We start from the raw sequence: 21,141 nt of genomic DNA, 5'->3' as shown, positions 1-21,141 counted from the left end.
ACGTGTGCGGCGCCAGACAACGTGTACAGACCGCTTGACGCCTGCGCCCGGATACGCGACATGACAGGCGGCCTGGGCGTGGACCGCGCAATTGGATGCGTGGGAACGCAAGAGCCCCGATGACAGGCCATCCATGTCTAATTCTTGAGCTGGTTCCCAAGGGGGGCACCGTGCGCCGCGCCGCAAAATTTCAAAAAGGCTTCCGCATCAAGCGGGCGGCTAACCAGATAACCCTGAATGGAGTCGCATCCGGCGTCCTTGATCTCATCGGCTTGGTATTGGGTCTCGACCCCTTCGGCGATAGTTTTCATGCCCAGCGAACGGGCGAGACTGACGATGCCTCGAATTACCGCCAAGGCCTTCTCTGACGCCACCAAGCCGTGAACAAAGGATCTGTCAATCTTGAGCGTATCAATAGGGAGTCGGACCAAATAGCTCAGGCTGGAGTATCCAGCGCCGAAGTCGTCCAGCGATGTCGCGATTCCAGCTTGCTTCAGCGCCGCAAGAACAGACGTCGCCGTTTCAATGTCGTTTACCAGGCAGTCCTCCGTGATTTCGACATCAAGTTTGGCAGGGGAAACGCCGTGCCTGTCCGCGATGTCGAGAATCCTTTCCGTCAGTCCCACATCGAGAAGTTGCCGGGCAGACAGATTAAGGCTGATACGGGGTACGGTGACTCCCGCCTTTTGCCACGCGGCGATATGCTGGCAAATGGCATTGAGCAGCCATTCGACAAGAACCCGTTCATAGGGAGACTCGAGCAACAGGTCCAGGAATGCGCCGGGCGTCAGCAAGCCTCGTTCAGGATGACGCCAGCGGAGCAGCGCTTCAGCACCGATCAAGGAGGCATCCGCCAGTGCTATCTGAGGCTGGAATTGAAGCTCGAATTGGTTCGCCGAGAAGGCCGCGCGGAGATCGGAGCGCAAGGCAACACGGTCGCGCACGCCCCGGTCGAGCGCCGCGTCATACGTGCGCACTTGCAGCCCGCCAGATGACTTTGCGGCGTACATCGCCGCGTCGGCACGGCTCAGCAATGTCTCGGCCGATTCGGAGGCGTCTCTCAGCAGAGCGATCCCCACGCTGGCGGACAGGGAGATGGCGCGACCGCACGTTTCGAACGGCACTGCGAGCGCATCGAGCACCGACTGTGCGCACGCTTCCGCAGCGCTTTTGGTGGTATTGCGCAGCAACAGAACGAACTCGTCGCCTCCTACGCGGGCGGCAAAAAACGCGGGTTCGAGAATTGCGTTCAACCTTTTCGCAAAATTGCGCAGCAGCTCATCGCCGACGGCATGGCCGAACGCGTCGTTGACTTCTTTCAGATGGTCCAAGTCGATGAAGAGCACCGCAACGCAAGCGCCATTCGGAGTGCTCGGCAAAGGACGCTGCGCGACAGCATGTGAGAGTGCTTCCATGCATTTTCGGCGATTCGCCAAACCCGTCAGATAATCGTGACTGGCTTCGAACTCCAACTGCGCCGCATGTTCGTGCTCACGCGTGACGTCTCGAAAAAGCACCGTAATACCTTCATCGTGGCGAAAAGAGCGAGCTTCAAACCAAGTGCGGAGCGGGGCGTAATAGTCAGTGTGACAACCAGGCAGCCCAGTTGCCGCCGTCTGCTGGTAGATTCTGTAGTAGCCGGAGTTCACCAGGTCTGGGTAGCACTGCCATATATCGCGTCCGAGCAAGTTTTCCCGGTCCTGCTGCAAGTATCGTTCAGCGGTATTGTTGAGATACGTGAACCGCCACGATTTGTCTATCGACATGAATCCGTCGCTCAGGCTATCAAGCATTTCCGCCAGGTGAGCCGGCGCCGGCTGTCGGGCGGCAGCGTTTGCCGGGCCAGGTGGACGGGGGGCAGTGTGTTGTGCCATTTGTGAACCTCTGTTCGCGTCGGACTCAAGAGCTGTTGCTGGTCCGCAAACTATGGGTCGGCGTATTTTAACAACCATGAGGAGTTCCAAAATCTGGATGTCCTCGTGCCCAATGCCCCTTGACGGACCTGCAGCGGTTTTTGAAGCAGTTGGCCGTTCCGTTCATCGCGCGCAGGTCTACCGGCTCGGGGCGCTCGCCGTCCGCCGGATAGCCCGGATGGTGGCCCAGTTCCGCGCCCAGGGCCCCTTCGATCAGCGCCTTCTTGAACGCCATCGACAGATCCTGCACCGCCGCGTCTACGGCGACGCCTCGCTCCCCTGCGTATTCGACAGCCGGAACTGCAATCCCCGTTCGGCCCGCTCGGCCGCAAGGCGCCACCCATGCGCCAAAGCAATCTCCTGGCAAATGGCCAGCCCCAGTCCCGCACCGTGGTCACGCCGATGTGCCCCACGCCAGAATCGCTCGAACAACAGAGGGAGTTGCTCGGCATCGACGCCTGGCCCGCAATCACGCACGATCACCGCATCGCTTTTGATATCCACGCTGACCTCTGTTCGCGCGGGAGCATGCTGAATGGCGTTTTCCAGCAAATTCTTCAGCAAAGTGAACAAGGCTCCGCGATCTGCGTCCCAGACCACGGTATCGTCGGCAGCGGCCACTAGCAGGCGCACATCGGCAGCCTCGGCCATGCGTTGCAGGTAGGAAACGGTATCATCGGCAATCTCATGAAGGCGGACTGGGGCGATCTGGTAGTTATAGACTTCGCTGGCTTCGGCCAGGAGCAGCAACTGCTGCACTTGGCGCGACATGTATTCGACGTCGCCCAACAATGAGGCATTATCGTTTTTGCCATCCTCTTTCAAGTCGATCTGCGCACGGATCAACGCGAGAGGTGTCTTCAACTCGTGGGCCGCGTTGCCGAGAAACTCCTGCTGCACGCGATAGCCTTGCTCAAGACGCTCCAAGACCCGATTGAAGCTGGCAACAAGAGGGGCAATCTCCAAAGGAACAGCTTCCGTGTTCAGACGGGCATGGATGGAACGCGGAGAGATGGCCGCAGCGGACTCCGATACATCCCGCAGTGGCTTGAGGGTGTAGCGCAATGTGATGTAGGCGGACAGACCTAGGGCAACAAGCAGAACGAGGCTGAACACCACAATGCCGGCCACAACAAGAGGTAGCGCAACATGGTGGAGAAGGTTCATCAGCCTCGTGCTGGCCGCGACCTGAAAATACCAGGCTTTCCCACTGTGCTCGATAGGCTCGGTGACGCCGAGCATGGTCGTTTCACCGCGTTCGAAGGCGAAGCGTCCAGGCGCCAATCGAAGCGCGTCTCCGCCAGCCGGCCAGAACGCCTTACCCGCACTCGACAGAAGTGCCACGTCTCCCGCTTCGTCCAGGACGCGATACGCCGTTTCGCGCTGGAGACTTTCGTAAGCCCATGCAAAATCGTCCTCTTCCGCCTCCAGCCCCGCAGGCCTGCCATTGCCGTCGAATCTGATCTTGGCCGCCATGTCCTTCGCGAGCTCAGCCAGGTCCATCCGGGCCAGCGCATCGCTCTGGAGCGCCACAACTGCGGCAATCACGAGCAGTGCGATGCTAAGCACCATTGCGGACACATAGGCCAGCAGGACCTTGAAACTCAGGCTATTCAGCCGATTCATGTTCACGAAGCGCATAACCAAGACCTCTGACATTGACTATTCGCTGGCGCGAACCGATGGCGATCAGCTTGCGGCGAATACGATGAAGGGCCACATCCAGCGCGTTTGGCGTGACCGCATCGCTCAACCCCCATGCTGCCGCCTCCAGTGCATTGCGCCGCACGACCTCCTCATGCTTGCGCAAGAATAGCCGCATGATCTGAATCTCCGCCGGGGCTAGGGTGATGCTCTGGTCTCCGCTGCACAGAACACTCGCGTTGGCGCGAAGCGTCAGATCGCCGTGGGTGGGGTCGAGCGGGCGGAACTCCACGGGGCGGCGTAGTAAGGCCCGCACACGCGCCACCATCTCGTCCATGGCGAACGGCTTTGGCAGGTAGTCGTCGGCTCCGGCTTCGAGGCCCTCAACCCGGTCATGCAGCGCATCGCGAGCAGTCAGTACGAGGCAAGGCACATGAACGCCGGCGCTGCGCAGCTTCTGCAGCAAGACAAGCCCATCCCCATCCGGTAATCCCCGATCAAGGACCAAGGCTTGGTATGACATCTGTTGGACAGCAGTCCATGCGGCGTCGATGCGGTCAGCCACATCAACGCCGAGTCCTGCGGCCACCAGGCCTTTACGTATCAGCCCGGCGAGCCGCTCGTGGTCTTCGATCAGGAGTATTCGGCTCATCGGAAGCGGTACATATATCCCAGCATCACACGGTTTTCAGTAGAGCGATCCACCAGCGGGCTGTCCTTGATTCCTTTTGGCAGGCTCGATATGCCCACATCCAGGAACATTGAGTGCCGTTGATCGAACAGGTAGACGCCACGCACGCCCACCTCGATGGCGGTGCCGGCTTTCCCGGTATAGGCAGAGCGGCCAGCGCGGGCTTCGCTGTCGCGAACCCCGAAATAGTAATCGACGTACTTCTTGTCGTACCAGGTGGCTTCCACACGCGGGGTGAGCATCATGCTTCCGCCGAAATGCCACGACCGCTCCAAGCCGAGGCTGAATGTCTGGCCCTTGCTGTTGCCTGATACGTCGGCAAGCCACGTAGCCTTCACATCCACCACGTCGTTCTTCCATTCCGCTTCGGCTCCAGCCCAAAAGCCACTTTTACGCTTGCTCATGCCGTCCAGGATGGGAGCATCCTTGGCCTTGTAACCGCTTCCATCGTACTTGCCCACGATGCTGAAATCGAGTCGCTGAGAGTCACTGATATCGAGACCGGGCAGCTTGAGTCCGATCTGAGGTCCGAAGATGTGGACATACTTGTTCTCGAACTGAATCAAGGGCAGCGGCATGTATTCCCGATCTATTCCCGTGTAGGGCTTCTGCTCGCTGATGACGCCCACACCCAACGACCAAGACGTCTCTGAATGTCCGTCTCCCGCGGGCTCCTCGGCGAAAGCCGGAACGGAGCAGATAAGCGCCGTTGCGAGAGCAGAAGCGCGGGCGAGGCTGAAGGTGTTGGTTTGGAAGCGGGCGGGTGAGACTAGGGAAGGGCGCATGAGTGGGGCCTCATTGGTGTTGAAAAACCCGATGTTCCAGCCCCTCGTCTTACCGAACACTTACCCGATCCAGGATCTGATCTCGAGGCGGCTTGGTGCATCCCGGTAAGTGTTCAGAAAGCCGCACGGCCAGATAGTCCCGTTCATTGCAGATCAAGGCGAAGGCGCGCGAGCCTCCCAGAGCCCATTCAATGACCGTCCAATCCAGGTTTCAACACACTCGCTTATTGGCTCTGTTTCACGAGTCGCGCCGGGTGGCCCGCGGCCTTGTGTCGTGCGCAGCCATTGGTGTGCCACTCGTGCTCGCTGGTTGCGCATCGACCACACCAGTCTTGGTGCCAGAAGGCGCCCACGCGCAAGTAGCCACACAATGGCACGCACCGCTGCCGCACGGTGGACGGACCGATGATCTGCGGCAGTGGTGGTCTCAGTTTGACGACCCGCTCATGTCTCGTCTGATCGAGGCGGCTCAGCGTGCCAGTCCGACACTTGCCCAAGCCACCGCCAACATGGCCGACGCCAGGGCATCGAGTGTGAGCAGCGGCGCGGCGTTGCTGCCTTCTTTGGACATCGCCGCAAGCGCAACGAGGGGGCGTTCGGAACTGGCCACCCCTGCAGGCAAGGTCGCGTCGCTGGACTTACTGGCCGCGTGGGAGTTGGACCTCTTCGGGGCCAACCGCGCCGGCCTCGCTGCCGCCCAAGCGAGGCTTGCATCCAGCCAGGCAGGGTGGCATGACGCCCGTGTCTCGGTCGCGGCCGAGGTGGCGAAGAGCTACGTTGAGCTGCGGGCCTGCGAGGCGCACGTTCAGCAAGCCCGGCTCGACACAGCCTCCCGTGTGCAAACATCTCGCCTTACGGAGCTAGGCGCTGCGGGCGGCATTCGGTCGCCGGCGACAGCGGATCTTGCGCGAGCCAGCGCGGCCCAAGGTGAAATGGCTCTGGTGGAACGCCAGGCTCGGTGCGATCTTCTGATCAAGGCGCTCGTGGCCTTGACCGCCCAGGACGAGCCGGCCCTGCGGCGCGAACTCGCCGAAAAGACTGCTCAACTGCCCCAGCCAGCCGAGTTGAGCGTGAATACGGTGCCGGCCGAAGTGCTTGCGCAACGCCCAGACATTTATGCGGCCGGGCGGAACGTCGCCGCCGCCAGCGCTGACTCGACGCAAGCCGACGCCCAGCGGTGGCCCCGCATTACGGTGGCCGGCAGCATCGGCGCCACGCGCGTGTCCAGTCTCGGTGTCAGCACCGATGGAACGGTCTGGAATGTCGGCCCGATCGCCATCACCTTTCCTCTGTTCGACGGGGGGGTGCGGCGGGCCAACGCCCAGGCTGCAAAAGTCCGCTACGAATCCGCCACCACGGTCTATACGGCGCGTCTACGCACAGCGATCCAGGAAGTGGAAGGTGCTCTGGTCACGCTGGAGAGCACGGCGCGGCTCAGCGAAAGCGCCAGCGTAGCCGTAGACGGGTTCGAGCGCTCGTTCCGGGCCACGGCTACGAGCTACGACGTGGGAATGGCCAGCCTGTTCGACCTGGAAGATGCACGCCGCAGCCTGGTCTCCGCCCAGAGCGCCTTGATCGACCTGCGCCGGGAGCGTTTGTTGGCCTGGGTTTCCCTGTATCGCTCGATGGGCGGCGGCTGGTCGTCCCCTGCAGGGGATCTCCTGGGCGGTCATTCGGGCTCGACTGCCGTGTCCATGCCGGGCAGCATTCCTGGCGCTGGCGAATCCGCCAGGCCGCGGCATTCGAGGTATTGAGCATGGGCACGAAGCGCATACAGGTATTAGCCGTCGCCTTCCAGGCGTTCGCTGTGCTGGGCATCCTGGCGTTCGGTGCATATGCCGTGGCGCGAGCTCGTCCAAGCGTGCAGGGGCATGCGTACTGGCCAATCTCCAACCCGAGTGGCGGAAGCCACTCCTCGTGCCGGCGGCCGCTTCTGGGCACCCCCGTTCAAAGCCCCATACCTCGGATTTGATGATGAAAACACCACAGAAATTCGCACTTATTGCCGCCGGCATCGCACTCGCCGGCGTCGTCATCGCGGTCGCGCTCGCGACGGCGGACCGCAACACGCCTGAACAGGAAGCCGCGGCACCTGCGACAGGACAGCCGTCCTTGACTGTAGCCGTTGAAAGGCTGCGGTCCACGACATTTCCTAACTGGGTCTCGGCCAGCGGCAACGTCATGGCTTGGCAGGAGGCCAGTATCGGCACGGAGGCTAACGGCCTGCGCCTGATCGAAGTCAAAGTCAATGTGGGGGACACAGTGCGCCGAGGGCAGCTGCTGGCGACGTTCGCCGCGGATACGGTTGAAGCCGAATTGGCGAAAACCCGCGCGGCGGTTGCCGAGGCCGACGCGGCGCTGGTCGAAGCCGCCGCCAATGCCCAGCGCGCCCGTGTGTTGCAAGAGAGCGGCGCATTGTCTGCGCAGCAGATCCAGCAGTACCTCAGCGCGGAGCGCACGGCGCGGGCGCGGTTCGATGCCGCCAAAGCCGTCGAGAAAGCACAGTGGCTTCGTCTCGCCCAGACCCGAATCACAGCGCCGGATGATGGTGTCATTTCCGCGCGTGCGGCGACGATCGGCGCCGTACTGCCCGCGGGGCAGGAGTTGTTCCGCCTTATTCGGGGCGGCAGGCTCGAATGGCGTGCAGAGGTGGTGGCCACAGAGCTAGCCAGGCTCAAACCTGGTCAGAAGGTCAGGGTCACGCCAACCGGAGGGGGCATCCTCGAAGGCCGCCTGCGGATGCTGTCGCCTGTGATCGACATCCAAACCCGCAACGGCCTGGTGTATGTGGACCTACCCGCCAGCGACACCGCGCGCGCAGGAATGTTTGCACGCGGCGAGTTCGAAATTGGCGCTAGCGAAGTGATGGCGCTGCCTCAAAGCGCGGTGCAGTTGCGCGAGGGCTTCAGCTACGTGATGCGCATCGGACAGGATTCCCGGGTCATCCAAACCAAGGTCACGCCAGGACGCCGCTCGGGTGATCGCGTCGAGATCACCAGCGGTCTCAACAAGGAGGATCGCGTCGTCGCTTCCGGCGTGGCCTTTCTGGGTGATGGCGACCTCGTGCGTGTGACCGGTACGCCAAACACTGCGTCGCCTGCGGACTCGCCAGCAACGTCACGGCCTCCGACGCTGGCCAGCAAGGAGGGTGTGCGATGAACCTGAATGTTTCTTCCTGGGCCATTCGCAACCCGATCCAGGTCATCCTGTTATTCGTACTGCTGACACTCGCTGGACTGATGGCCTTCTCGGCCATGAAGATTCAGAACTTTCCGGACATCGATGTGCCCACGGTCACCGTGTCGGCATCCTTGCCGGGCGCCTCGCCCTCACAGTTGGAAACCGAAGTCGCCCGTAGGATCGAGAACTCGCTGGCGACGATGCAGGGTGTCAAGCACATCAAGAGCACCCTGACCGACGGCGAGGTCAGCATCACGGTCGAGTTTCGGCTCGACAAGCCGACGCAGGAGGCCGTGGATGACGTGCGCGACGCCGTCTCCCGCGTTCGCGCTGACCTGCCCGCCAACTTGCGTGACCCGGTAATCAAGAAGGCCGAGCTCGCAGGTTCGCCGATTCTGACCTACACCGTCGCATCAAAGCGCATGGATGACGAGGCCTTGTCCTGGTTCGTCGACAACCAGATCAGCAAGACTTTGCGGGCAGTGCCGGGCGTGGGCAGCGTGTCTCGCGTCGGCGGCGTCAACCGTGAAGTGAGCGTGAATCTCGATCCGGACCGCCTGCTCGCCTTGCGTTCGACGGCAGCCGACATCTCGCGTCAGCTAAGGCAAGTGCAGCAGGAGGCATCGGGCGGCCGCGTCGGCTTCGGCGGCGCTGAGCATTCGGTGCGCACGATCGCCACGGTACAGACGGCCGAGGAGCTCGGCGCCATCGAACTGGCGCTCGGAGACGGGCGTCGCATCCGGCTCGACCAAGTCGCGACGGTCAGCGACACAGTGGCCGAGCAACGTACGGCCGCCTTCCTCGACGGAATGCCAGTGGTGGGCTTCGAGATCATGCGCGCCAAGGGATACGGGGAGATCGACGTCGCCAAGGGCGTGCGCCACGCATTGGCCGGGATGCGGACCCTGCATCCCGAGATCACGGTCACAGAGGCGTTCAATGTCGTCGAGCCGGTGGCCGAGAGCTACACCGCCTCGATGTGGCTGCTCTACGAAGGGGGAGCACTCGCGGTGCTGGTGGTCTTCCTGTTCCTGCGCGACTGGCGCGCGACCCTTGTCGCGGCGGTGGCCTTGCCGCTTTCCGTGATCCCGACCTTTGCGTTGATGCACTGGATGGGGTTCACGCTTAACATTGTCACCTTGCTGTCCCTGTCGCTGGTAGTCGGCGCGTTGGTCGACGACGCCATCGTCGAAGTCGAGAACATCGAACGGCACTTGTTGATGGGAAAGAATCCGTTTCAGGCGTCGAAGGACGCTGCCGCCGAGATCGGGCTGGCGGTCATCGCAACGACGTTCACACTGATCGCGGTCTTTCTGCCGACTGCCTTCATGGGCGGAACCGCCGGAAAGTTCTTCGTGCAGTTCGGCTGGACGGCAGCGGGCGCGGTGTTCTTCTCGCTTGTTGTTGCCCGCATGCTTACCCCTATGATGGCGGCCTATTTGCTGCGTGCCCCGGTGAAGCGCACCGCCCGCCAGCCGAACTGGATGCGCCGCTACCTGGTCTGGACGGACTGGTGCCTGCGCCATCGCGCGGCGACCGCGACGACAGCCGCAGCCCTGTTCATTGGCGGACTGGGGCTTGCCTTGGTGCTGCCCGCCACCTTCATCCCGCCGGACGACGATTCGCAGACGCAGGTGACGCTGACCCTCCCGCCGGGCAGCGAACTGCGCGACACGATCGCCCTGGCCAAGCAGGCCCGTGCGGCGCTGGCTCAGAACGCGCACGTGCGCATGGTCTATACGGCCATCGGTGGTGGCAGCACGGGTGGCGATCCGTCGGAACCAGCATCCGCCTCCGCCTCGAATGTGCGCACGGCGGTGCTTACGCTGAACCTGACGCATCGCAAGGAGCGCGCGGGCCTGCGCAAGCAAGAGATCGAGCGGCAACTGCGCGCATCGTTGGAATTCCTGCCAGGTGTGCGCGTTAAAGTGGGAATGGGCGATTCGAGCGAGAACTATGTACTAGTGCTTTCTGGCGAAGACAGCCGTGCGCTGGAGCGGCATGCGCTGCAGGTCGAGCGCGACCTGCGAACCATCCCGGGAATTGGCGCGATCACATCTACGGCCAGCCTGGTGCGTCCCGAGTGGGTGGTTCGACCCGACTTCGCGCGCGCCGCCGACCTGGGCGTCACTTCCTCGACCATCGCCGAGACGCTGCGCGTCGCCACCATCGGCGACTACGAGCAGGAACTGGCCAAACTTGACTTGAACGAGCGGCAGGTGCCCGTGGTGGTTCGGCTCAGCGATGCCGCGCGCCGGAATGTCGAGACGCTCAAGCGCCTGCCGGTGCCCGGAGCACGCGGTCCGGTAGCCTTGGAGAACGTCGCGACCCTCGAAGTTGGTAGCGGTCCTTCGGAGATCACGCGCTTAAACCGCGTGCGCAACGTCAACGTCGAGATCCAGCTCGATGGCCGGCCCCTCGGGGAGGTGGAGCAGGCTGTGCTGGCCCTGCCGAGCGTGCGGGACTTGCCGCCCGGCATCATGCGCAGCGCGCTTGGCGACGCAGAGGACATGGCGGAACTCGCAATAGGTTTCGGCGTGGCAATGCTGACTGGTGTGTTGTGCATCTACATGGTTCTGGTCCTGCTGCTCAGGGGCTTCATGCAGCCGGCCACGATCCTTGCCGGTCTCATGCTGTCGGTGCCCGGCGCCTTCCTGGCCCTGTTCCTGACCGGTTCGGCGCTTTCCATGCCCTCGATGATCGGCTTGATCATGCTGATGGGGGTCACGACGAAGAACTCGATCCTACTTGTGGACTACATCATCATCGCGCGCCAGGAATACGGCCTTGGCCGCACGGCGGCCATCCTCGACGCCTGCCGCAAGCGGGCACGGCCCATCGTGATGACCACCATTGCGATGGGTGCCGGCATGCTTCCGGTCGCCCTGGGCTGGGGCGGCGATCCAAGCTTCCGTGCGCCAATGGCCATCGTCGTGATCGGCGGACTGATCACCTCGACTTTCCTGAGCTTGTTAGTCATCCCGGTCATCTACAGTTTCCTGGACGACGGCGTGCAATGGGCCAATGCGGGTTTCCACAACCAGCGACGGGTGCGGCGGCCATTGGCCGACGATTTGCCAGCCCATCGACCGAAGCAAGGTAATTGAACGCTATCGGAATAGCAGTAGGTGCCGCCGCGCGGACCGGTGCAGTATTGGCCGTCGCGGCAGGTCCATGAACGGACCGCCATCTTACTGCGCCCGGCGGATATTCAATGCGGCATGGCGCTTGCTGCGGGAGCGTTGCGCGCTAAAGGCTTCGCTTGCGGCGCGCAATATTCGCGGGGATCTGCATAACAAGCAGCAAACCCGGCAGCAACAAACCACAAGGAGCAACCATGCCAACCCTTACCGATATCAACGTAGCAATCCTGGCGGTGGACGGGTTCGAGCAGGTGGAGCTCACTGGTCCGCGTCAAAGCCTTCAGGACGAAGGCGCGCGTACGGTGCTGATTTCCGCCCGCACGGATCCGATTCTGGGGATGCACCACGACAAGCCAGGTGACCGCTTTCCGGTCGACCTGACATTTCTTCAAGCGGCGTCCGAGCCGGAGGTTTTCGATGCGCTGTTGCTGCCGGGCGGGGTGGTCAATGCCGACGAGATCCGCATGCATCCCAAGGCGCAGGCTATTGTCCGCGCGATGTTCGACGCCGGTAAGCCGGTGGCTGTGATATGCCACGGCGCGTGGCTGCTGATTTCGTCGGGGGTGGTGGACGGGCGCAAGCTGACCAGTTGGCCGTCTCTGCAGGACGACCTGCGTAACGCCGGCGCGGAATGGGTCGATGAGGAGGTCGTCATTGACGGGGCGCTGATTTCCAGCCGCAAGCCCGACGATATTCCTGCTTTCAGCCGTGCATTCATCAAAGCGCTGCAGGCCGGGCGAAGCTGAAAGGGTAGGCGCCGCGGACGCCGGCTCCTACATGCGCTTGAGCGCCACGGTGACCAGCACCGACGCATCCTCCGCCGCGTAAAGCGCATGCGGCGACCGGCCCGGCAGGTACATCAGGTGCCCCGGACGCAAGGCATGCGTGGCGCCTTCGGCGGTGACTTCCACGCTGCCTTCCAGGCACTGGATCGTGATTTCCCCGGCGACGTGATGGGAGGGCATGGTCTTGCCGGCCAGCAGCACCAGCCGCATGACTTCCAGGTCTTCGGATTTGAAGAGGGCGATCGACTGCGCCTGGGCAAGCCCGTTGCCGTAGGGAGCGAGGTCGATGACTTGCCCGGGATCCGCATGCTTGAGGGCCATGATGTGGGTTCCTGCGCGTAGATGGGGTGATTCAGACGATACCCCATCCCCGCGCCGGACATGGCCGGGGAATCAATTGATCTTGATGCCCCGTTCCTTGACCAAGTCCTTCCATTGGGCCGTTTCCTTGGCCAGGTGGTCGCGCAAGGCGTCCGGCGTGCTGCCAATCGATTCCGCGCCGATGGAATCCAGGGTTGCCTTGACCTTGGGGTCGGCCAGCGCATTGCGCATGGCGTCGTTCAACTTGGCCACCACCTCCGGCGGCGTGCCGGCGGGTGCGAAGGCGGCAAACCAGGGCATCAGTTCATAGCCCGGCACGCCGGCTTCCTGCATCGTCGGCACGTCGGGCAGGGCGGCCGAACGTTTGCTGGTGGTGACGCCCAGCGCGCGCAGCTTGCCCGTGGCGATGTGCGGCTTGGCCGATGTGATGCTGTCGAACATGTAGTCCACCTGGCCGCCCAGCAGGTCGGCGACGGCGGGGCCGCTGCCCTTGTAGGGCACGTGCAGCATATCTACACCCGTCATGGACACGAAGAGTTCGCCCGCCAGATGGATGGACGTACCCACGCCCGCCGAGGCGTAGGTGTAGTGGTTGGGCTGGGCCTTGGCCTTGGCGATCACGTCCTGCACGCTGGTCGCGCCGGTGCGGGCCGGGTTGGTGACCAGCACGTTGGGCACCACGGCCAGCAGCGAGATCGGGGCGAAGTCCTTGATGGGGTCGTAGTTCAGGTCCTGGTACAGCGCGGGGTTGACCGCCATGCCATTGGCCACGATCAGGATGGTGTAGCCGTCCGGCTTGGCGCGCGCCACGCCGGCCGCGCCGATATTGCCGCCCGCGCCCGCGCGGTTCTCCACGATGAAGGACGTGTTGAGCTGCTTGCCCATGGACTCGCCCAGGGTGCGGGCGATGCTGTCCATGGCGCCGCCAGGCGGGAAGGGCACGACCCATTTGACCGGGCGGTCGGGATAGCTGTCCGCGTGCGCGGCGAACGCGCCGCCCAGCAGGGAAAGGGCCACAGCGGCCCGGGCAATGGGATTGAATACACGGCGCATGCGCATGGTTGTCTCCGTCGTTCTTGAATTATTGTGGGTGGCGTCCGCCGGGGCGGACGCGGCCGCGGGTCTGGCCCGCGGGGTTTCAGGGGTCAGGCGGGGCGGCGATAGAACGCCAGCTTGTCTTCGTCCAAAGTCAGGCCCAATCCGGGGCCATCGGGAATTTCCATTTCAAAGTCCGCATAGCGCGGCGGGTTGGCCACGATGTCGTCCTTCAGCAGCAGGGGGCCAAACAGTTCGGTGCCCCAGGACAGGCGCGGCAGGCAGGCAAAGCCATGCGCCGACGCAATCGAGCCCACCGAGCCTTCCAGCATCGTGCCGCCGTACAGCGACATGCCGGCCGCATCGCCCACCGCCGCGGTGCGCAGCATCTCGTGGATGCCGCCGGACTTGGCGATCTTCAGCGCCAGCACGTCGGCCGCGCCCTGGCGCGCGATGTCCAGCGCGTCTTCGGGTCCGTTCAGGGCTTCGTCCGCCATGATGGGCACGATGAAGCGGGCGGCCAGCCGGGCCATGCCGGCCAGGTTGGCGCGGGGGATGGGTTGTTCGATCAGGTCCACGCCGGCGGCTTCCAGGCGGGCGATGGCGCCCGCCGCGTCGGCCTCGTTCCAGGCCTGGTTCACGTCCACCGTCACGCGGGCGCGGTCGCCCAGCGCCTGCTTGATCCGGGATACGTGCGCGACGTCGTCCGCCACGGCGCGGCGGCCCACTTTCAGTTTGAAGGTGTTGTGGCGGCGGCTTTGCAGCAGCGCTTCGGCTTCCTCGATGTCGCGGGCGGTGTCGCCGCTGGCCAGCGTCCACAGCACCGGCAGGCGCGTGCGCACCGCGCCGCCCAGCAGCGTGGACACGGACACGTTCAGCCGCTTGCCCTGCGCGTCCAGCAGCGCGGACTCCAGCGCGGACTTGGCGAAGCGGTTGCCGCGCGCCACCTTTTCCAGGCGCTGCATGGCGGCGTGGATGTTGGACGCGTCCAGGCCCGCCAGCGCGGGCGCCAGATAGGTATCGATGGCCAGCTTGATGCCCTCGGGGCTTTCCTCGCCGTAGGACAGGCCGCCGATGGTCGTGGCCTCGCCGATGCCTTCGATGCCGTCGCTGCATTGCAGCCGCACGATCACCAGCGTCTGCCGCTGCATGACCGCCATGGCCAACTGATGGGCGCGGATGGTGGGCAGGTCCACGAGAATGGCTTCGACCGAAGCGATGCTTACCGGATTCATACTTTATAGCCAGATTCTTAGCAATGCCTGCAGTATCGCTTGCGCTTTCGGGTGGAGTCCAAGACTATATGGGTTCAAATTAATACCTATGGAGTCTGAATAGAGCATGGAGCTCAGACACCTGCGCTATTTTCAGGCCGTGGCCGAAGAGGGCAGTTTCACGCGCGCGGCCGCCCGCCTGCACATGGCCCAGCCGCCGCTCAGCCGCCAGATCCGTCAACTGGAGGAAGAGCTGGGCGTGGTGCTGTTCGAACGGACCACGCGGGCGCTGCGCCTGACCGAAGCGGGGCGGTTTCTGCTGGAGCAGTCCGGCCTGCTGACCGCCCGGCTGGAAGAAGTGCTGGAGGGCACCCGCAGGCTGGGGCAGACCCAGCGCCGCTGGTTCGGCATCGGTTTCGTGCCGTCCACGCTATATGGATTCGTGCCGGAACTGATCCGCCAATTGCGCAGCGCCGATCCCCAGGTCGAAGTGGGCCTGTTGGAGATGACCACGTTGCCGCAATTGGAGGCCCTGAAGGCGGGACGCATCGATCTGGGGATCGGCCGGATCCTGCTGGATGATCCGGCGATCGAGCGCCGGGTGCTGATGACCGAACCCTTGATGGCCGCCGTGCCTCTGCATCACCCGCTTGCGGGGTTGAGCAGTGTTTCGGTGGACCGGCTGGCGCAGGAGCCTTTCGTCCTGTATCCGGCGCGGCCCCGGCCCAACTTCGCGGATCACGTGCTGGGGCTGTTCCGCGCGGCCGGCCATTCGCTGCAGGTGGTGCAGGAGGCGAACGAGCTGCAGACGGCTATTGGCCTGGTGGCCGCGGGTCTGGGCGTGACCCTGGTGCCGGCGTCGGTGCAGCGTCTGCAAAGGCAGGACGTGGCGCACGTGCGGATAGACGCCGATGCGTTCGTGTCGCCGGTGATCGTCAGTTGCCGGAAGGACGACGCATCGCCGTTCCTGGCTAGGGCGCTGGAATTGGCGGGGGAACTGGCGCGGGGATAGGAACGTGGCCGTCCTTGCCCAGGCCGGCCGCGGGCGCGTACCGCCCCATCAGTTCGACGATCCAATCAATGAACACGCGCAATTTGGCGCTGACATGCCGGTTGGGCGGAAACGCCACATACAGCGGCATGGAATCCAGCCGCCAGTCTTGGAACAGCGGCGTCAGTTCGCCGCGTTCCAGGTGGGCCTTGGACATATAGTCGGGCAGCCAAAGCACACCCATGCCGGCCAGGCCGGCGGCCAGATAGGCGTTGCCATCGTCGACCGCCAGGACATACCGGCCATGCACGTTCACGCTTTCGCCGCCGCGGCGCATGGCATAGGGCAGGGCCCGGCCGGTGCGCGACCACAGAAAGCCCACGATGCGGTGATGCGTGTCTTCGAGCTCGCGCGGGTGGACGGGCGTGCCCGCGCGCTCCAGGTAGCTGGGCGCGGCGTAGACGCCCAGCCGCAAGTCGCCCACGCGCCGCGCCATCAGCGACTGATCGGCCATCTCGCCGCCGCGCACCACGCAGTCCACGTTTTCGCCGATCAGGTCCACGATGCGGTCGCTTACGCCCATGTCCAACTGGATGTCGGGGTAGCGGGCGTGGAACGCCGGCAGCGCGGGCACGAGAATCATGCGGGCCAGCGGACTGGGCACATCCACCCGCAAGCGGCCCCGGGGGGCCTCCGATGCGCTGGAAAGGCTGGTCTCGGCATCGTCCATGTCCGCCAGCAGCCGTATGACGCGTTCGTAGTAGGCGGCGCCGTCCGCGGTGACGTTGACCTTGCGGGTGGTCCGGTTCAGCAGCCTGACGCGCAGCCGCGCCTCTAGCTGCTGCACCAGCTGGGTCACGCTGGTTTTGCTCATGCGCAGGGTTTCGGCCGCCTTGGTGAAGCTGCCGGTCTCCACTACGCGCGCAAAGGCGTTCATTGCATCGAAACGGTCCATCGGTGCTCCGGGAGGGTCGGGGATTATTTGGATTCTACAAATAGTGATGGGTGAACTTGCCCGTTTATCCCCGGCGCGCGCGTCTTTAAAGTGGCTTCATCGTCAACACGGGCTGGCTTCAGCCCACCCAAGGAGATATTCGATGACCAAGCGTGATGTCGTTTTCCCGCCCGGCCGCCAGGCGCTCTATGAGCAGAACCGCTATTCCCCGGCGATCAGCTCCAACGGTTTTCTGTTCGTGTCCGGCCAGGTCGGCAGCCGCGCGGACGGTTCGCCCGAACCGGACCTGGAGGCGCAGGCCCGGCTGGCGTTTGAAAACCTGAATGCCATCCTGGCGCAGGCGGGCGCCACGTTCGACGACGTGGTCGATGTGACGGTCTTCATGGTCGATCCCGAATCCCGGTTCGACAAGATCTGGCAGGCGGTGTCGGATTATTGGGGCAAGGCCCCGCACCCGACCGTGACGGCGGTGGGCGTGACCTGGCTGTATGGCTTCCAGTTCGAGATCAAGGTGATCGCCAAGCTGCCCCAGCCGTGATTCCCGCCATCACCATTGCATCGATGCGCCCACCCCGGCCGTCGCGCTGCCCGAGCCCATCCCGACGCCGGCCTTGAGCTTGACGCGGTCATTCACACGGGCGGACGCGCCCAGCGCGACCGCCTCATAGCCGCGATACGACGCCACGCCCATGCCCAGGGCGAAGTTCCGGCCCTGGTCGACTTCAGGCACCATCGTCAACGCGGTGGTTGCGGCAATCCCGGAATAGGCGTTGCGCGCCAGGTCGTCCAGCGCCTGGTTGGTCTGGTCCAGGCGCTGGTCCAGGCGGTTCAGGCCCTGCCGGTTGCTCTGCACATTGCTGTCCAGGGAGTTCAGCGCGTCGCCCACATTGTTGTAGGCCTGGCCGTCCAGGTGATACGAGGGGCCGGTCACGGCGCCCGTCGCCGTGTCCACGCCGGCGCCGCCGCCCAGGGCGGCGACGGCCGGCGCCAACTGGCCGACGTTCACGGCATCGGTCTGCTGGGTGCCCGCGGCTACGTGGGTGACCTGGCGCTCGGCGCCCTTGGACCCGACGGACACGGTGTCGGCGCGGTCCGCCGTCGAGTTCGCGCCCACCGCGACACTGTTGGCCGCGGAGGCGGCGGCGTTCGTTCCGATAGCCACGCCTTGGCTTGCGCTGACGGAGGCGGACGGGCCCACCGCCAGCCCCTTCGAGCCCAGGCCCACCACCGCCGAATCGCTCCCATCGCCCGCGCCGTCGGCCTTGATGTAGTGGCCCGTGGTGCTGATTTCACCCATCTGCTGCGAAATGGCGTAGAGCTGGCTGCCGTTGACCGCGTCGGTGCTGTCGGCCGAAATCTCGCCATTTGCCACGCCCGTGACCTGGCGCGCGCCGTCCGTGCCCGCCATGTCCACCCGCTTGCCGCCCGTGTTGCCGGCCACCGCAACGGTTTGGGTCGTCGGGTCTTGCTTGACCAGGCCCTCTGTTGCGGCGTTCATCTGTGTCTGGAAGTTGTTCACGGTTGACTGGATCGTGGTGACGCGGCTGTCCAGGCCCGCGACGGCGCCGCCCAGGGAGTGGTACGTGGTGCCGCCCACGATGTAAGTGGGCGCCGAGATCGAACCGTCCGCGTTCACGACCGCCCCACCGGCCAAGGCGTTGGCGACGGACGTGCTGACCGCATGAAGCTGCCCGCCGTTCACGGCGTACAGGCTATCGGCGGCGACGACGCCGTTGGCAACGCCGGTCAGTTGGCGGGCGCCAGCGGTGCCGGTGAAGTCCACCAGATTGCCGTCCTGCTCCTGGCCGACGGTCAGCGCGCGCGTGTCCACGTCTTGTTTGACCAGGCCCACGGCGCCGGCATTGATGGTGGCCGTCAGGCTGTTGAAGTTCGCCGTGTTCTGGGCCACCAGCCCGTCCAGGGTATTGAGCGCTGCGGTGTTGGACAGCACATTCTGGTTGGTCGCGTACAACTGCGAACCGTTGACGGCTTCCGTGCTGGTCGAAAGCAGGTCGCCCGCTGCAACCCCCGTGATCTTGTTGCCGTTCATATTCACCGCATTCAGCATGGAAATACCGTTCGTGCCCTTGAGTTCGAGCGTGCCGCTGCTGAATCCGGTGATACGCGCGGTCGACGCGATGAATCCGACGCCTCCGGAATCGGCGCCGGCGTTGTTCAAGGAAAAGGCCATCTCTGGAAGGTTGCAGCCTAGCGAGACGCTGGGTCCGGGGGCGGATCCCAGGGTGGCTCCCGTGCCCGTCGTGGGGTCGCAAAGCTGAAGCCCCGATCCGGCCGCATGCGTAGGCGACGCGAATCCGATGGACGCCATTGCGGTCAACGCGATGGCCGCGGCGGATGTGGCGCGGCGCGCCCGGCCCGGTTTGCCGCGCGAGCGGGCCGGTTCGGACACGGCGGTCCACGTGTTGGGGTTTACCTTCCAGACGAGCAGATCGAGGTGGTTCATTATCCAGTTCTAGCCGGTGCCCACGGCACCCAGCGCGGTCAGTGTTGAAAATCCGGGATCTCGAAAATCCTCGTAACTCCTTGTGGACACGCGCTTTTTTCGAGAAAACGAAATTTACTGACGGCAAGCTTAACGAACCATCGAAAGGTTCTTAAATTCCTTCCCCAAGATCGCCAGGCTTGATAAATACTATGGGTTGACCGCAGCAACCCTGTCCCTTTCTCTTTCCAGGAGAACCAAGATGCCCAGCAAAAACACGATTTGCCTCTGGTACGACTGCGACGCGTTGGAAGCCGCGACCTTCTACGCCAAGACTTTCCCGGACAGCGCCGTCGGCAGGGTCCTGCGCGCGCCTGGCGACTATCCCTCCGGCAAGCAGGGCGATGTCCTGACGGTGGAGTTCACGGTAATGGGCATTCCCTGCCTGGGCTTGAATGGGGGGCCAGCGTTCAAGCACAGCGAGGCGTTCTCGTTCCAGGTCTCGACGGAAGACCAGGCCGAAACAGACCGCCTGTGGGACGCGATTGTCGGAAACGGCGGCCAGGAAAGTGAATGCGGGTGGTGCAGGGACAAATGGGGGTTGTCATGGCAGATCACGCCGCGGGTGCTGATCGAGGCAATCTCCGATCTGGACCAGGGCGCGGCCAAGCGCGCGTTCGACGCCATGATGGGCATGGGAAAGATCGATATCGCCACGATTGAAGCGGCGCGGCGGGGCTGACGGAGGCTGGGCGCGGGCCCGGGGCGCCCGGGCGCGCCCGGCCGTCCCCAGCCTCTCCGGCTGCCCGGTTTCACCGTAAAATCCCGGTCACGCCGCGATATTTCGGCGAAATCCTTTCCTGCTCAGGATGTACGTCGATCTTCTTACTCTTTACTTCCTAGCAATCGGAACGCTGCTGGCCAGTGCCGGATTGACGTTTTGGGAGCAGCGGGCCAATCCCCAGCGCAGCAAGGAACTACGAACTCTGGCTGCGGGATTCGCGACGCTGGCGATCGGCTGCGCGGCGGCACTGTACCGCCGCGATCTGCCCGGCGCGCTCGGCTCCGGCATCAGCAATCTGGTCATTCTTTGCGGCTATCTCCTGATTCTCAACGGCGTCGCGTCGCTGGACGGCCGCCGGTACCGCCGCACGCCGGCCGCCATTCTGGTCTGCATGGCGCTGGCGTGGGCGATCGGGGGCACGCGCTGGCAGGACGTCATGTGGACGCATGTCAGTTCGGTTCCGATTGCGCTCATCAGCGGCCTGACGGCCTGGGAAATGCTGCGATGCAAGGCCATGAAGGCCCTGCAGGCCCGCTACATCGTGGTGGCGGCGACGGGCATCCATGCCGCGCTTTATGCCGCCCGGGCATTCATCCTGCCGTGGCTGACGATCCCGTCCGCCCAGGCGGTGCAGTCGTTCACCGGCAAGCTCACCATCTACGAAGGCGTGCTGTATTCGGTGATTCTGCCGATGACGCTGCTCAAGCTCATCCGCGACGAGACCCACGGGCAGCTTCGGCTGGAATCCCAGACCGATTATCTGACTCGCCTGGGCAACCGCAGATGGTTCTTCGAACAGGGCTCGCGCATCATCGACCGCCGGGAAGGGCGCGGCAGGGTGTCCATCCTTGCCTTCGACCTGGACCAGTTCAAGTCCATCAATGACCGCCATGGCCATCAGGCGGGCGACAAGGTGCTCAAGTCATTCGCCGAGATCGCCCGGGACGTGATGGGGCCCGAGGCAATACTTGCGCGGATCGGCGGCGAGGAGTTCGCCGCGCTGCTCTGGGGTGATGACGCCCAGCGCGCGCAGGCGCTGGGGGAGGCGGTTGCGAAGCGTTTCGCCGAAACGATGTCCGGCCGGACCGACGGCATCGGCATACCGGCCACGGTCAGCATCGGCCTTGCGCGCTTCGACCAGGACGTGCCCGCCATCATGGACGGGCTGGCCATCGCCGACCAGGCGCTGTACCGCGCCAAATCGCTGGGTGGAAACCGTCTGGAACTGGCGCCGGACGCGACGGCTACGGCCTGATT

At 64.1% G+C, this 21,141-nt stretch carries 18 protein-coding genes; 8 read left to right on the top strand and 10 right to left on the bottom strand.

Annotation, left to right across the window (positions count from 1 at the left end; genetic code table 11):
• Nucleotides 1-137 precede the first annotated feature (137 nt).
• The 5 genes from ASE30_RS27575 to ASE30_RS27555 form a co-directional block, all read right to left on the bottom strand.
• Nucleotides 138-1,793 carry an EAL domain-containing protein gene (locus ASE30_RS27575; protein WP_057287465.1) on the bottom strand — a complete coding sequence of 552 codons (1,656 nt, stop codon included), beginning with the start codon at nucleotides 1,791-1,793 and terminating at the stop codon, nucleotides 138-140.
• Nucleotides 1,794-1,941: 148 nt separating this feature from the next.
• The gene (locus tag ASE30_RS27570) at nucleotides 1,942-2,148 is read right to left on the bottom strand and encodes a hypothetical protein (protein ID WP_057287464.1); all 207 of its coding nucleotides are present in this window, start codon (nucleotides 2,146-2,148) and stop codon (nucleotides 1,942-1,944) included.
• A gap of 23 nt (nucleotides 2,149-2,171) precedes the next feature.
• Nucleotides 2,172-3,554: a HAMP domain-containing sensor histidine kinase gene (locus ASE30_RS27565; protein ID WP_057287591.1), complete on the bottom strand. Its 1,383-nt coding sequence runs from the start codon at nucleotides 3,552-3,554 to the stop codon at nucleotides 2,172-2,174.
• The gene (locus ASE30_RS27560) at nucleotides 3,523-4,209 is read right to left on the bottom strand and encodes a response regulator transcription factor (RefSeq protein WP_057287590.1); all 687 of its coding nucleotides are present in this window, start codon (nucleotides 4,207-4,209) and stop codon (nucleotides 3,523-3,525) included. Before ASE30_RS27560 ends, ASE30_RS27565 begins: the two co-directional genes overlap by 32 nt.
• Nucleotides 4,206-5,093, bottom strand: a complete 888-nt coding sequence (locus ASE30_RS27555; RefSeq protein ID WP_235515366.1) for a MipA/OmpV family protein — start codon at nucleotides 5,091-5,093, stop codon at nucleotides 4,206-4,208. The genes ASE30_RS27560 and ASE30_RS27555 overlap by 4 nt, the downstream gene beginning before the upstream one ends.
• 131 nt (nucleotides 5,094-5,224) lie before the next feature.
• Between ASE30_RS27555 and ASE30_RS27550 the strand changes: the two genes are divergently transcribed.
• From ASE30_RS27550 to ASE30_RS27535, 4 genes are all read left to right on the top strand, one after another.
• Nucleotides 5,225-6,787: an efflux transporter outer membrane subunit gene (locus ASE30_RS27550; protein ID WP_082601766.1), complete on the top strand. Its 1,563-nt coding sequence runs from the start codon at nucleotides 5,225-5,227 to the stop codon at nucleotides 6,785-6,787.
• A 220-nt stretch (nucleotides 6,788-7,007) separates the two neighbouring features.
• Nucleotides 7,008-8,192 (top strand): efflux RND transporter periplasmic adaptor subunit, encoded by a 1,185-nt coding sequence (locus ASE30_RS27545; protein WP_057287463.1) that lies wholly within the window; start codon nucleotides 7,008-7,010, stop codon nucleotides 8,190-8,192.
• On the top strand, nucleotides 8,189-11,320 hold the full coding sequence (locus tag ASE30_RS27540) for an efflux RND transporter permease subunit (RefSeq protein WP_235515365.1): 3,132 nt from the start codon (nucleotides 8,189-8,191) through the stop codon (nucleotides 11,318-11,320). Before ASE30_RS27545 ends, ASE30_RS27540 begins: the two co-directional genes overlap by 4 nt.
• A gap of 230 nt (nucleotides 11,321-11,550) precedes the next feature.
• Nucleotides 11,551-12,102: a type 1 glutamine amidotransferase domain-containing protein gene (locus ASE30_RS27535; RefSeq protein ID WP_057287462.1), complete on the top strand. Its 552-nt coding sequence runs from the start codon at nucleotides 11,551-11,553 to the stop codon at nucleotides 12,100-12,102.
• Between the two features lie 27 nt (nucleotides 12,103-12,129).
• Here the strand turns inward: ASE30_RS27535 and ASE30_RS27530 are convergent, their stop codons facing one another.
• The 3 genes from ASE30_RS27530 to ASE30_RS27520 all read right to left on the bottom strand — a co-directional run bounded on the left by ASE30_RS27530 (nucleotide 12,130) and on the right by ASE30_RS27520 (nucleotide 14,732).
• The gene (locus ASE30_RS27530; RefSeq protein ID WP_057287461.1) at nucleotides 12,130-12,462 is read right to left on the bottom strand and encodes a cupin domain-containing protein; all 333 of its coding nucleotides are present in this window, start codon (nucleotides 12,460-12,462) and stop codon (nucleotides 12,130-12,132) included.
• 72 nt (nucleotides 12,463-12,534) lie between these two features.
• Nucleotides 12,535-13,521: a tripartite tricarboxylate transporter substrate binding protein gene (locus tag ASE30_RS27525; protein ID WP_057287460.1), complete on the bottom strand. Its 987-nt coding sequence runs from the start codon at nucleotides 13,519-13,521 to the stop codon at nucleotides 12,535-12,537.
• 86 nt (nucleotides 13,522-13,607) lie between these two features.
• A complete protein-coding gene (locus ASE30_RS27520) occupies nucleotides 13,608-14,732 on the bottom strand; it encodes a muconate/chloromuconate family cycloisomerase (RefSeq protein ID WP_057287459.1) in 1,125 nt (374 codons plus the stop codon).
• Between the two features lie 106 nt (nucleotides 14,733-14,838).
• Here ASE30_RS27520 and ASE30_RS27515 point away from each other — a divergent pair, with 106 nt between their 5' ends.
• Complete coding sequence (locus ASE30_RS27515) at nucleotides 14,839-15,723, top strand: LysR family transcriptional regulator (protein WP_057287458.1); 885 nt, start codon at nucleotides 14,839-14,841, stop codon at nucleotides 15,721-15,723.
• Here ASE30_RS27515 and ASE30_RS27510 read toward each other — a convergent pair.
• Nucleotides 15,683-16,657: a LysR family transcriptional regulator gene (locus tag ASE30_RS27510; protein ID WP_057287457.1), complete on the bottom strand. Its 975-nt coding sequence runs from the start codon at nucleotides 16,655-16,657 to the stop codon at nucleotides 15,683-15,685. The two genes, ASE30_RS27515 and ASE30_RS27510, sit on opposite strands and share 41 nt — an antisense overlap.
• Before the next feature lie 142 nt (nucleotides 16,658-16,799).
• On the opposite strand from ASE30_RS27510, the gene ASE30_RS27505 reads away from it, so the two are divergent.
• Nucleotides 16,800-17,195: a RidA family protein gene (locus ASE30_RS27505; protein ID WP_057287456.1), complete on the top strand. Its 396-nt coding sequence runs from the start codon at nucleotides 16,800-16,802 to the stop codon at nucleotides 17,193-17,195.
• A 9-nt stretch (nucleotides 17,196-17,204) separates the two neighbouring features.
• On the opposite strand, the gene ASE30_RS27500 is transcribed toward ASE30_RS27505, so the two are convergent.
• Entirely contained in the window at nucleotides 17,205-19,121 is a 1,917-nt protein-coding gene (locus ASE30_RS27500; RefSeq protein WP_082601764.1) for a YadA-like family protein, read from the bottom strand.
• 241 nt (nucleotides 19,122-19,362) lie between these two features.
• Here ASE30_RS27500 and ASE30_RS27495 point away from each other — a divergent pair, with 241 nt between their 5' ends.
• Entirely contained in the window at nucleotides 19,363-19,842 is a 480-nt protein-coding gene (locus ASE30_RS27495) for a VOC family protein (RefSeq protein WP_057287454.1), read from the top strand.
• A 127-nt stretch (nucleotides 19,843-19,969) separates the two neighbouring features.
• Nucleotides 19,970-21,139, top strand: coding sequence for a diguanylate cyclase (locus ASE30_RS27490; protein ID WP_057287453.1), 1,170 nt, complete (start codon nucleotides 19,970-19,972; stop codon nucleotides 21,137-21,139).
• Nucleotides 21,140-21,141 lie beyond the last annotated feature (2 nt).

The sequence above is a fragment of the Achromobacter sp. Root83 genome, assembly GCF_001428845.1.
GTDB lineage: Bacteria > Pseudomonadota > Gammaproteobacteria > Burkholderiales > Burkholderiaceae_B > Achromobacter.
The sequence above is the reverse complement of the archived record's forward strand: the minus strand, read 5'-3'. Positions and strand labels throughout refer to the sequence as shown.

Coding starts and splice junctions, on each gene's coding strand:
- ASE30_RS27575 (WP_057287465.1), bottom strand. CDS start 1,793: ATGCTTGATAGCCTGAGCGACGGATTCATGTCGATAGACAAATCGTGG.
- ASE30_RS27570 (WP_057287464.1), bottom strand. CDS start 2,148: ATGGCGTTCAAGAAGGCGCTGATCGAAGGGGCCCTGGGCGCGGAACTG.
- ASE30_RS27565 (WP_057287591.1), bottom strand. CDS start 3,554: ATGCGCTTCGTGAACATGAATCGGCTGAATAGCCTGAGTTTCAAGGTC.
- ASE30_RS27560 (WP_057287590.1), bottom strand. CDS start 4,209: ATGAGCCGAATACTCCTGATCGAAGACCACGAGCGGCTCGCCGGGCTG.
- ASE30_RS27550 (WP_082601766.1), top strand. CDS start 5,225: ATGACCGTCCAATCCAGGTTTCAACACACTCGCTTATTGGCTCTGTTT.
- ASE30_RS27545 (WP_057287463.1), top strand. CDS start 7,008: ATGAAAACACCACAGAAATTCGCACTTATTGCCGCCGGCATCGCACTC.
- ASE30_RS27540 (WP_235515365.1), top strand. CDS start 8,189: ATGAACCTGAATGTTTCTTCCTGGGCCATTCGCAACCCGATCCAGGTC.
- ASE30_RS27535 (WP_057287462.1), top strand. CDS start 11,551: ATGCCAACCCTTACCGATATCAACGTAGCAATCCTGGCGGTGGACGGG.
- ASE30_RS27530 (WP_057287461.1), bottom strand. CDS start 12,462: ATGGCCCTCAAGCATGCGGATCCCGGGCAAGTCATCGACCTCGCTCCC.
- ASE30_RS27525 (WP_057287460.1), bottom strand. CDS start 13,521: ATGCGCATGCGCCGTGTATTCAATCCCATTGCCCGGGCCGCTGTGGCC.
- ASE30_RS27520 (WP_057287459.1), bottom strand. CDS start 14,732: ATGAATCCGGTAAGCATCGCTTCGGTCGAAGCCATTCTCGTGGACCTG.
- ASE30_RS27515 (WP_057287458.1), top strand. CDS start 14,839: ATGGAGCTCAGACACCTGCGCTATTTTCAGGCCGTGGCCGAAGAGGGC.
- ASE30_RS27510 (WP_057287457.1), bottom strand. CDS start 16,657: ATGGACCGTTTCGATGCAATGAACGCCTTTGCGCGCGTAGTGGAGACC.
- ASE30_RS27505 (WP_057287456.1), top strand. CDS start 16,800: ATGACCAAGCGTGATGTCGTTTTCCCGCCCGGCCGCCAGGCGCTCTAT.
- ASE30_RS27500 (WP_082601764.1), bottom strand. CDS start 19,121: ATGAACCACCTCGATCTGCTCGTCTGGAAGGTAAACCCCAACACGTGG.
- ASE30_RS27495 (WP_057287454.1), top strand. CDS start 19,363: ATGCCCAGCAAAAACACGATTTGCCTCTGGTACGACTGCGACGCGTTG.
- ASE30_RS27490 (WP_057287453.1), top strand. CDS start 19,970: ATGTACGTCGATCTTCTTACTCTTTACTTCCTAGCAATCGGAACGCTG.